Raw genomic sequence first — 8,765 nt, 5'->3', positions numbered from 1 at the left:
AGATCGAGGATCGAGGATCGACGATCGAGGATGGACGATCGAGGATTGAGGATCGAGGATCGAGGATTGAGGATCGAGGGGCGAAGATCGAGGATCGAGGATCGACGATCGAGGATGGACGATCGAGGATTGAGGATCGCGTGTACCGTGACCCCTGCTGTCGTCTGATGATCTCTCGATTCCTTTCAACTTGATTAAATCGCCCATAGTCTTCTCGCTACTCTCTATCCTCTATCTTCGATCCTCTATCTTCGATCTTCGATCCTCTACCTCCGTCGCCCGTCGTCCGTCCTCAACGATGGCACGTGCTGCAACTCGTTAGCACCGCTGTGCTCTGAAGGTTGTACTCCCTTGATAGCTTTGGGCCTTCGACATCTTGATGCCACTGTTTGTCAGGGCTGTGGTCCCACTGCTCCGGAGGCCAGTCCATCGTGAAAACTTCTTTCTTCGGCCTGATGAATTGTTCCGGATTGCGATGACACTCGATGCACCACTCCATATTCAGAGAAGCTACTTGATAAGTCAGCGGCATCAGGTCAACGCGCCCGTGACAGGTCGAGCACCCGACGCCCTTGTTCACATGAATGCTGTGATCGAAATAAGCGAAGTCGGGCAGGTCGTGCACGCGCGTCCACTTGATCGCCTTCCCCGTTCGCCAGCTTTCGCGCACAGGCTCGAGGTAGGGGCTGTCCGCCCAAATCTGCGAGTGACAATTCATGCATGTTTTCGTAGGAGGTATGCCGGCAAAAGCCAGCTTCTCGACGGTCGTATGACAGTAGCGGCAATCGATGGCATCATCGCCGACGTGGTGCTTGTGGCTGAACTGAACGGGTTGCTCACGCGGGAAGTAAGCTTGAGTGTAGTAAGAGGACCTGTTGAATACGAGCAGAAGCCAGATGATTATTCCAACGAAGAAGATCGCTCCGAAGATGGTAACCTTCGAGATGAAGTTCGTGCTTCGATTAAAGATTTGGCCCATCGTCCGCTAAGCTCCGAACGGTGTCAGAAACTGCGTACAACAGCGAGCCGAAAGATTTGCGCGGTGTGCATCTTCAGAATCACCGCGCGGGGATCACAGGGTGTGCGAAGCTGCGTGGGAGAGTCAGCCAACAACCAGCGCCGCCTTCAATTTGCCCGTTCGGCTTGATCACAATAGCTCGATCGCGAACGAAGTACGCTTTCAGCGTGGGAGAACTGCTCCGCAATGCTCAGCGCAAATTGAAGGCTTAACGACCTTCAGAGCTCAATGCAAACCCCTGAAAAGAACTCAGTGAAACCCGAAGGCTGATATTCAAACATTCAATCTAAGAAAGGTCAAATTCGATTGGGGACGCTCTGGCGAATCGAAGCCGTTGAGGTCGTCAATGCTTGCGTTATAGATGTCACCCTTGGAAACTTCAACGATCAGATGACTTCCCGGGCTCGGACTCGCGCCGAGAGTCCGATCTTCTTTTGTGATGGATCAAGCTTGAGTATCTTGAACGGCAGCAGCTCGCCGATCTTCACCGCGTCCTCGGGTTTCTCAACTCGGTATTCGCTCAACTCTGAAACGTGACAAAGCGCCTCTATGCCTTCTTCAATCTCGATGAACGCGCCGTACTTTCCGAAACGCACCACACGGCCTTTGATCTCGTCGCCCAGCTTGTGAATATTGAAGAAGCGATCCCACCGATTTGGCTCGAGGTCAACTATTGAGCCGCAGTATACCAACGGCACAATCGTCTGAGCGAATGGAAATCGATATCTAATCCAGGCCGACATCGCCGGGCGGCGAGATTGCGATGGCGAAGACGGCTGTGTATACTGAGGCTCGAAAGTTTGGTCTTTGCCGCTATAGTGTAAGTGGTTAACACGCCGCCCTCTCAAGGCGGAGACTACGGGTTCGAGTCCCGTTAGCGGTACTTCCCTTTTTCAATAGTTACGGGCGACTCGTCACACGTCGCGCAGTTTTTCAATTGTCATATTGGAAGGTGCTGGTCGGGGTTCTTTGAAAACCAGTTCTTTTCATCTTTACGAGAAACGAGCTTAATGCGTCTCAACAGACTGCCAGCTAGAGTTAGAACCGTCGTAGTGAATTTCAGTCTTGGGCCATGCAAAGATCAGAAGAGATCTCGCTGCCGTCGGTCAAAGTCATTTGTTCAGTGCCAAGCGTGCTGAGGCGGAGCGTTGCAATCATCTTGCTCGGAAGCGTCAGATAACTGGAATATCCGGTGTCAATGAGGGCTTCAATTTCGCGTCGCTCATTTTGCGGTGCACAGACCGTGATCCAAATGACCGCCTCTCGTTTGGAGTTGACCAGACCGGTCATCGTTTCACCTCAGATCGAGACTCTTACAGGACGCGGGCCATCGTCGGATAGCCGATGCGCATGAAAAAGATTACTGCTTCAGGGAGGCGCGCGCGCAATTGGCTGGCGCTAGTAATGGCGTCATCCGCCAGCTCAAACTCACTAGTCCGCACATCAATCGCCACCACCCGGCCGTCATTGCCCGCTTCGACCAGGCCCCGGATGTCCCGTGCATAAATCTCTTTCCCGCGTTGCACTATTTCTTCTTTGGTGAATTCCGCTGTTGCCGTCATCGCTCCACCTTCCTCTTACGGCCGATACAATGTCTGATAGTCTTCAAACGGTAACACTGTGGTGCAAACTATGATATCACACGTCCAGAACACTCCTAACGTAGTAACAGACGCAGTGCGGGACGAGCGGTACGAACGACATCGCAGTAATCGCTGTAAGCCAAACTTGTTTGCCTCTGAAAAAGTACACCGCGCAGAACCCAGCGATCAGCGGTATCCACACCAGCCTAACGCCTCACCTAGCCGCCCAAACCAAAGAGGCGTATCTTTATTGAGGCGTATCTCTATTGATAATTGAAATGGCCGAACAAGGAGAGTCGAATGCGCAGAATGTCGTGCGCCGTTGCACTTGTAGCTCTTGTTGGAGTCTATTCCGGTTGCTACCACCACCATCTAAGAGCTAATGGCGACCGGGTCAACTCGTCATATTTCAGGAAAACTCTCGACTCTCCGAGCGGGGGTAAACGAACCGATTTTGTCGTGCCTGCGCAAGTCAATGGGGCACAAGTTCCCGGCGGGCTGGCATCCTCGGCTGACTGCAAGGGCAATGGCATGTACGAGGTCGGGATCACATCTTACTGGAAGTATGCGGCCGGCAATGTGTTCAGCTTTGGACGGTGGTCGCGCGTAAAGGTAGAGTGGTTGTGCGCAAAGCAACCGCCCGTGATCGGACCAACAGGCCTGGGTCCACGACCGCCTGCCGCGTCCGAAGCCGCCCGCCCTACGCCGAGCGTTTCGCCGCAGCCCCGGAAGGTTAAGCAAGACGAGTTGACGAAGAGAACCATGCACGCCTTTTTTTGGGGAGCGCTGCAACAAAATCTCTTGCCTCCCGCGCCTTCTGCCGCTTACAAAACCCCGGCAAACTGCAAGAGCATGTGGCTGGTCAAGCTTCCTGTGAACTATGGTTATTCGCTTATCACAGTAGTCACGGCCGGGCTGTGGTCTCCGATGCGAGTGGCTTGGCAATGCGCTGAGGACCCGAGCCGTGCATCGCAAGGCCCGGCTCCGGGCCCGGCTCAGGGCCCGCCTAAGGGATTACGCGGCGCGAGCAATCCCATGCCTTTGCAGCTAGTGCCGCTGAGGGCGCCATACTCAAGCACGGGACCGAGTATTCTCTCCTCGAAGGAGGCGAACGATGTCCCGAGATGATCCCCGCCGAGCATCAGTGACCGAAGGGCCTCCAAGTCCATGGGTCAACAAGCATCAGAATGTCACACAGGACTTCGAGGTGCTCTACAGTGTGTCGAATCCACCGAGCCCTGTAACAAACTTCTTCGGAGATTTACAGCTTACCGTCGCGGCGCTTCAAGGCCTAATCGCTGATGCGATACGCGACAACGTGACGCTACGCGCGATTGGCGGCGGCTGGTCACTCTCGCGCGCGGCTGTGACCAGCGGTCGCTTGATCGATACCCTCGCGTTGAACTGGGCCTTCCCTGCCGACGAGACCAGTGTAGTGACCACCTACGAAGACGATCCGGCGCTTCTGATGTACTTGCAATGCGGCGTCAGTGTAAGAGAAGCGAACGACATTCTGTTTGAACGGCCGGCGAAACTGGCCTTGAAGACCTCGGGCGCGAGCAACGGCCAGACCATTGCTGGAGCTGTCGCCACCGGAACGCATGGATCCAGGTTTCGATTTGGGTCAATGGCCGATTACGTCGTTGGAATGCACGTCATCACAGGGCCAGACCGGGCTATCTGGCTCGAGCGCGCATCATATCCAGTGCTATCTGACGGTCTCATCGAAGCACTTGGCGCCGAGTTGGTCCGGGACGACACGCTCTTTAACGCGGCGCTCGTCAGTTTTGGCAGCTTCGGCATCATTCACGGTGTGCTGATCGAGGCCGACCCGCTCTATCTGTTGGAGGTTTCGCGCTCGCGGTTGCCGATTGATCAACGATTGAGACGAGTGATGCAGACTCTCGACTTCACCGGTATTGATATGCCCGACACCAGCCAAGAGCCGTTCCATTTTGAAGTGGTAATCAATCCCCACGATACTCGCCGCGGCGCTTACGTCACCGCGATGTATGATCGCAAATATCATAGCGACTACCGCCGCCCGCCTGTATCGCCTGGCGGCCTCGGGCCGGGTGACGATGTACTGAGCGTGATGGGCAAACTGAACGACCGTCTGCCTTCGTTGGCCGGCAATCTCATGAATCTGATTGTTCCGGCTGAATACCCACTTCTTAAAAAGGTGTTAGGCACGCCCGGTGAGGTTTTCTTTTCCAACACCACCTTCCAGAAAGTGATGAGCGCGGAGATCGGAATAGCGCTTGAAGACACGCCGCGCGTTCTGGATTTGATGTTGTCGGCTCCGGAGGTTAAGGACTACCCCGGCCTGCTCGCCTTCCGCTGGGTGAAAGGGTCGAAGGCGCTGCTGGCGTTCACAAAATTCGATACGACCTGCACGATCGAACTTCCCGCCGCATATGGCGATCGCACGATGACCTACTACAATGCCGTCTGGCAGGGCTTGGAGAACGCGGGAATTCCATACACGCTTCACTGGGGACAGATCAACAACTTTACGCCGGAGAGAGTCCGGAGTATGTACGGTGCAGCAGCCGATAAGTGGATTGCCGGCAGAAACACGTTATTAGACCCACAAACCAGGGCCGTTTTCACCAGTCCGTTTCTCCAGCGCTGCGGCCTCGGTTAGCACTCTTCCAAGAATATCCTGTTCAGCGAGCCGCTGTTCCGACAATGTTCGCTCACCAGGGGAACTGAAAATAGTGATGAGCGACGAAGAACCCGATCGCGCCGGAGCTGACTGTGAAACATAAAGCTAGCGAAAGCCGAAAATGAGCGCCGCTTCGCAAAGCACTCAGAGCTATGACGCTCACGACGAAACCCCAGCCGTAGCAGAGCGGGCTTGCACCTAAGCGATCTATCCACCATGCGTTTCCAACGTTGTAACAAACACAGTGCGGGACGAGCGGGACGAAGGACATTGCGGCAATGGCGGTGAGCCAACCCTGCCCGCTCTTGAAAAAGTATATTGCGCAGACGGCCGCGATCAGTGGAATCCAGGCCAGCTTGATGAAGGTGCAAAAGGGCGAACAACCTCGCAGGCTCAGCCCCATGCAGTCGAGCGACGAGGCCAGCAACGCTAGCGGGATTGCCGCGAGCAACAACGCTCGCGGTTCCGATCGCGACTCTCGTGGCGTCTCTGGCTTCGATGCCCCGAACACGTTTGCGATGCCCACTCCGAGCGTCGCAATAACAAGCAGCCAAAACGGAGCCGCTAACCACCATATCGTTCCGTCAGAGAAATCGATCGCGAACCGAATAAGGAGTATCGCTCCGATCGCCAGGCCCGCTCGAAGCAACCATTGTTGAAGTCTGTCAGACCAGCCCACTATAATCTCCGCGCAACACCCGGATAGACCACTGATGACACTGATAAGACGGATTCATACCGATCTGATCCGAGCCAATCCGTCCAATCCGCCTGATCCGCGGTCTATTCCGGATTAGCATAACCGAGCCTGGAGGATTCGATGAAGCGACTTGTGATCGCACTCGTTTGCATCTTTCTTATCGCCCTGCTGACGCAGCCACTAAGCGGACAAACTGAAGGCTACGACATCATCATAATGAACGGGCGCATCGTTGACGGTACCGGCAACCCATGGTTCTACGGTGACGTGGCCATTCGCGGCGACCGTATAGTCAAAGTCGGACGAGTCGGCGCCGCGCGAGCAAGGCGGCGCATCGACGCCAGCGGCATGATCGTAGCTCCAGGCTTTATCGATATGCTCGGTCAGTCCGAAACGAATCTGCTGATCGACCCGCGCGCCGAATCGAAAGTATTTCAGGGCATCACCACCGAAGTCACCGGCGAAGGAGGCTCGCCCGCTCCCTTGAATGACTACATCCTCAAAGAGAGCGAACCTTTCTTCAAGCACTTCAACCTCACGGCGGACTGGCGCACGCTCGGAGAATATTTTGCTCGGCTCGAACGAAGCGGCACGGCGATCAACCTGGCAACCTATGTCGGAGCAACGCAGGTGCGCCAGTACGTTCTTCACGACGAAAACCGCGCTCCTACTGCCGCCGAACTCGACCAGATGCGAAAGCTCGTAGCCCAAGCGATGGAAGACGGAGCGGTAGGCGTCAGCACGTCGCTGGTGTACGCGCCGGCGTTCTACGCGAAGACGGAAGAATTGATCGAGCTTGCGAAGGTGGCGGCGCGCTACGGCGGCGTCTACGCCACACACATGCGAAACGAAAGCAACTCGATCATGGCGGCGCTCGATGAAGCGATTCGCATTGGCACGGAAGCGAACATCCCGGTCGAGATCTTCCACTTGAAGATGGCAGGCAAACCGAATTGGGGAAAGATGCGCGATGTCATCGCCAAGATCGAAGTCGCTCGAGCGCGCGGACTGGACATCACCGCCGATCAGTATCCGTACGTCGCCGGCGCAACCTCGCTTGGAGCGGCCGTTCCGCCGTGGGCTCACGAGGGAGGCACGGCCAGTTTCGTCCAGAAGTTGAAAGACCCGGCAACGCGCGAGAAGCTGAAACTGGAGATGCGCGCAGCGTCCGACAAATGGGAGAACTTCTATTTGGGCGCGGGCGGCGGCGAAGGAATTCTGGTCGCGAGCGTCCTGAACCGCGAGCTTGCAAAGTACGAAGGCAAACGCATCAACGAAATAGCTCGAATGATGAGCAAGCCGGATGAGATCGACGCGCTGTTTGATCTATTGATCGCCGACAACGCCCAGACAGGCATGATCGTTTTCTTGATGAGTGAAGATGACGTGAAGCTGGCGCTTCGGCAGCCGTGGGTGAGCGTGGGAGTCGATCACGGCGCGGTAGCCACCACCGGCCGCCTGGCGGAAGGCAATGCTCATCCGCGAGGCTACGGGGCTTTTCCACGAATACTTGGACGCTACGTGCGCGACGAGCACGTGCTCTCGCTTGAAGACGCGATTCGCAAGATGACTTCGCTTGCGGCCAATCGCGTTCATCTGGCCGATCGTGGGTTACTCAAGCCCGGCTTCTTCGCCGATGTTGCTGTATTCGACCCGCGGGAAATTCGCGACGTTGCAACATTCGAAGACCCCAACCGCCTTTCGGTCGGGATGCGCTACGTGCTTGTAAACGGCGAACCGGTCATCTTCGCGGATAAACAAACCGTCGCACGACCTGGTCGCCCGCTGCGAGGACCGGGATACAAAGAGAGCGGGCAGAAGGCTGAAGGCAGAAAGCAGTGAGGAATGAAAAAGCAGAAGGCAGAAGGCTGAAGGCTGAAAGCAGAAAGCAGTGAGGAATGAAAAAGCAGAAAGCAGAAGGCAGAAGGCTGAAGGCAGAAAGCAGTGAGGAATGAAGAGATGCAAGGCAGAAGGCTGACGATGGAAAGCAATGAGGAATGAAAAAATGGAAAGAAGAAAGTCGTAGGGATGCTGCCTTCCGCCTTCTGCCTTCCGCCTTCTGCCTTCTGCCTTCCGCCTTCTGCCTTCTGCCTTCTGCCGTCTGCCTTCCGCCTTCTGACTGTGAACTATGACTCCAATCCACTGCCAACAATGCGGACGCACGAACGGCGCTGCTGCGAAGAAGTGCATTTGGTGCGGCATACCGATCACCGAGACTGGGACACCCCGACTGGAAACTACTCGCGTAGAGATTGGCTACCTCGACGGAATCGAACGTTTCGAAGACGCCGGGTCTGTTCGGCTGATCATTGGCCCCGAAGGAATCGAAGTGGCCGAGATCATCCCCGGAAGCAGATCCTTCAAGATAACGGCGTCGTCGATTCTTGAAGCGAACGTGGTGGACGCAAGCACGATGATTGAGGGTAAACGCATTCGTCCGAGATGGTGGTGGCTGGCGCTCGGGCCCGTGGCTTTGCTAGTACCTGGAAGAAGAACGCCCGACGTAAAAGAGCATGACTACATTCTGACGATCAAGTACCAGGCCGGCAGTGAGGTCCGTAACGCCGTGTTTCATCGCGAGGATCGCGCAGGTCTGGCGGTTGTCGAAGGGCTGGCCCGCATTGTGACGATGCTGGCTCGGAAATAGCGCGGGAGAATTGAAAATTGAAAAATGCAAATTGAAAAATGAAAATTGCGGGTTACTAATGTTTCGCCCTAATCTTCAATTTGCATTTTTCAATTTTCAATTCTCGATTTTCAATATGTCTCCCTATGCCTAAACTCGACCGCCATTCT

Annotated in this window: 10 protein-coding genes and 1 tRNA gene; 5 read left to right on the top strand and 6 right to left on the bottom strand. The window is 55.5% G+C overall.

Annotated features, from left to right (window positions below; all coding sequences use genetic code 11):
* The 3 genes from AABO57_00130 to AABO57_00120 form a co-directional block, all read right to left on the bottom strand.
* Window positions 1–207 (bottom strand): hypothetical protein (locus tag AABO57_00130; GenBank protein MEK6284127.1); only part of this gene is annotated, 207 nt, incomplete at its 3' end.
* An 85-nt stretch (window positions 208–292) separates the two neighbouring features.
* Window positions 293–979, bottom strand: coding sequence for a cytochrome c3 family protein (locus AABO57_00125; protein ID MEK6284126.1), 687 nt, complete (start codon window positions 977–979; stop codon window positions 293–295).
* Window positions 980–1,404: 425 nt separating this feature from the next.
* Complete coding sequence (locus tag AABO57_00120) at window positions 1,405–1,761, bottom strand: S1 RNA-binding domain-containing protein (protein ID MEK6284125.1); 357 nt, start codon at window positions 1,759–1,761, stop codon at window positions 1,405–1,407.
* 66 nt (window positions 1,762–1,827) lie between these two features.
* On the opposite strand from AABO57_00120, the gene AABO57_00115 reads away from it, so the two are divergent.
* Window positions 1,828–1,901 (top strand) — tRNA-Glu (locus AABO57_00115).
* 176 nt (window positions 1,902–2,077) lie between these two features.
* On the opposite strand, the gene AABO57_00110 is transcribed toward AABO57_00115, so the two are convergent.
* Window positions 2,078–2,308, bottom strand: a complete 231-nt coding sequence (locus AABO57_00110; GenBank protein MEK6284124.1) for a hypothetical protein — start codon at window positions 2,306–2,308, stop codon at window positions 2,078–2,080.
* 23 nt (window positions 2,309–2,331) lie between these two features.
* Window positions 2,332–2,580, bottom strand: a complete 249-nt coding sequence (locus tag AABO57_00105) for a hypothetical protein (protein ID MEK6284123.1) — start codon at window positions 2,578–2,580, stop codon at window positions 2,332–2,334.
* A gap of 321 nt (window positions 2,581–2,901) precedes the next feature.
* On the opposite strand from AABO57_00105, the gene AABO57_00100 reads away from it, so the two are divergent.
* Window positions 2,902–3,729 (top strand): hypothetical protein, encoded by an 828-nt coding sequence (locus AABO57_00100; protein MEK6284122.1) that lies wholly within the window; start codon window positions 2,902–2,904, stop codon window positions 3,727–3,729.
* A complete protein-coding gene (locus AABO57_00095) occupies window positions 3,716–5,248 on the top strand; it encodes an FAD-binding protein (protein MEK6284121.1) in 1,533 nt (510 codons plus the stop codon). Before AABO57_00100 ends, AABO57_00095 begins: the two co-directional genes overlap by 14 nt.
* A 52-nt stretch (window positions 5,249–5,300) precedes the next feature.
* On the opposite strand, the gene AABO57_00090 is transcribed toward AABO57_00095, so the two are convergent.
* Complete coding sequence (locus tag AABO57_00090) at window positions 5,301–5,948, bottom strand: hypothetical protein (GenBank protein MEK6284120.1); 648 nt, start codon at window positions 5,946–5,948, stop codon at window positions 5,301–5,303.
* Window positions 5,949–6,089: 141 nt separating this feature from the next.
* On the opposite strand from AABO57_00090, the gene AABO57_00085 reads away from it, so the two are divergent.
* Both AABO57_00085 and AABO57_00080 read left to right on the top strand, forming a co-directional pair.
* A complete protein-coding gene (locus AABO57_00085; protein MEK6284119.1) occupies window positions 6,090–7,811 on the top strand; it encodes a D-aminoacylase in 1,722 nt (573 codons plus the stop codon).
* A gap of 286 nt (window positions 7,812–8,097) precedes the next feature.
* The gene (locus tag AABO57_00080) at window positions 8,098–8,616 is read left to right on the top strand and encodes a hypothetical protein (GenBank protein ID MEK6284118.1); all 519 of its coding nucleotides are present in this window, start codon (window positions 8,098–8,100) and stop codon (window positions 8,614–8,616) included.
* The last annotated feature ends 149 nt before the right edge of the window (window positions 8,617–8,765 follow it).

It is taken from the genome of Acidobacteriota bacterium (assembly GCA_038040445.1).
Lineage (GTDB): Bacteria > Acidobacteriota > Blastocatellia > UBA7656 > UBA7656 > Onstottus_A > Onstottus_A frigus.
This window is presented reverse-complemented; position numbering and strand designations above follow the sequence as displayed.